Source organism: Paraburkholderia sp. Ac-20347 (assembly GCF_017104805.1).
Taxonomy (GTDB): domain Bacteria; phylum Pseudomonadota; class Gammaproteobacteria; order Burkholderiales; family Burkholderiaceae; genus Paraburkholderia; species Paraburkholderia tropica.
Window position 1 is genome coordinate 1 of the sequence record NZ_JAAGPN010000553.1, and the last position, 1,740, is coordinate 1,740.

2 protein-coding genes are annotated in these 1,740 nt (G+C 69.5%); both read right to left on the reverse strand.

Annotated elements, in window-relative coordinates; genetic code table 11:
* The coding region (locus G3N97_RS38585; RefSeq protein ID WP_241031099.1) for a pilus assembly protein at positions 1 to 798 on the reverse strand (798 nt) is incomplete at its 3' end.
* A gap of 67 nt (positions 799 to 865) precedes the next feature.
* Positions 866 to 1,740, reverse strand: an 875-nt coding sequence (locus G3N97_RS38590; RefSeq protein ID WP_205997971.1) for a type II secretion system F family protein, incomplete at its 5' end; no start/stop codon positions are given.

The window sequence follows — 1,740 nt, forward strand, 5'->3', positions numbered from 1 at the left end:
CGCGTTGGTCTGGTTGCTGGCGAACGCGCGCGGCTGCGGCACGGCCGCCGTCTGCGCGAGTTTGTGCGCCGTCGCGGCCAGCGACTCGCGCTGATCGGCCAGCTCGCGTGCGCGGCTCGCCTCCTTCACTTTCTGCGCGTCGCGCGCGACGGCCGCGCGCGTATCCGCGGGCAGGCCCTGCTGATTCATCAGCGTCTGCGCGTCGCCGTCCGCGCCGCTCGCGCTCAGCAGCAGCGCCACGTTGGCGGCGATCTTCGAATTGTGCGGATCGAGCTCGATCGCCTTGAGCAGCGGCACGCGCGCGCCGTTGACGTCGCCTTCGCGCAGCAGCGCATAGCCGAGATCGGAGAGCGTCGCGGGATCGGTCGGCGCGAGCATCGACGCCTCGTCGAGTTCCTGGGCCGCGCGACGGAAGTCGCCCGACCCGCCCGCGAGCAAGCCCAGCCCGCGATGACCGCGCGCCGCGAACGGCGTATTGAGCAACTGCGTATAGGCCGACGCGCTCGCGCTCGCCTGGCCGGTCGCGCGCAACGCGTCGGCGCGCAGCACGATCGAATTCGGGCTCGCGCCGTACTGCCGCTCGTAGGCATCGATATGCGCGAGCGACGCGTAATAAAGGCCCTCCGACTGCATGCGCGAGATCAGTCCGAGATACATGCCGGGCGTGTCGGGCACGGCGTCCTTCGCGTCATCGGCGCGCATTTTCATTTCGGCCTGCGCCTGCGGACCCACGCCATAGCCTTGCGGCGACGAGCACGCCGCCAGCAGTGCGAGCGCGCCGCACGCGGCCACGCTCATCGCACGCTTGCCGCGTGTCACGATCGAAGTCTTCATAGTCGTTCTGCCTGATTTCATGGCGCACCCGCTAATGGTGAATCGACGAGAGCGAGTGCATCACGGCGATGAGGCCCGGCCCCGCCGCCACGATCAGCAGCGCGGGCAGCAGCGTCACGACCATCACGCCGGTCATGCGCACCGTGAGCTTGCCGATGCGCTCGCGCAGCGTCGCGCGGCGCACTTCGCGCAGCCGGTCGCCGAACTGCTTGAGCGGTTCCTGTACCGCGCCGCCGTGCTTGTCCACCTGCACGAGCAGACGGATCACGGAGCGCAGATCTTCGTTGTCGTACGTCGTCGCCATGCGTTGCAGCGACTGTTCGCGCGTGCGGCCGGTGACGAACTGGCGCTGGGCGATTTCCATTTCGCTCGCAAGCACCGGCAGCACCGGACGGAATTCGTTGACGAGCACCTGCAGACTCTGATCGAGCGACAAGCCGACGCCCTGCAACAGACGCAGCAGATCGACGAACATCGGCAGCTCGTCGGCGACGGACGCGAGTCGCGCGGAGGCGCGGCGGCGCAGATGGAATTTCGGCGCGAGAAAGCCCACGAGCAAACCGCCCGCGCCGAACATCACCACATTGCTGCCGCTCATCGCGGCGTAGCTGCCCGCGCCGATCGCGAGACCGGCCGCGCAGGCAAAGCGCGCGACGATGAACAGCCCGCGCGAGCGGGCATCGACGTAGCCGCTCTGGTCGAGCAGACGGCGATCTTCATCGGCGACCATGAGCTTGCCGAGCGGCGTATCGAGCCAGCGCGCGCCCGCGTTCGCCAGCGCGTCGACGAGACCGGGCAGACCCGTGCGGCGCGGCACGTTTTCGACACGCGGCTTGCCGCCTGCTGCGGCGGCACTGCCAGCGCCGCCTGCACCACCGGCACCACCGGCACCACCGGCACCACCCG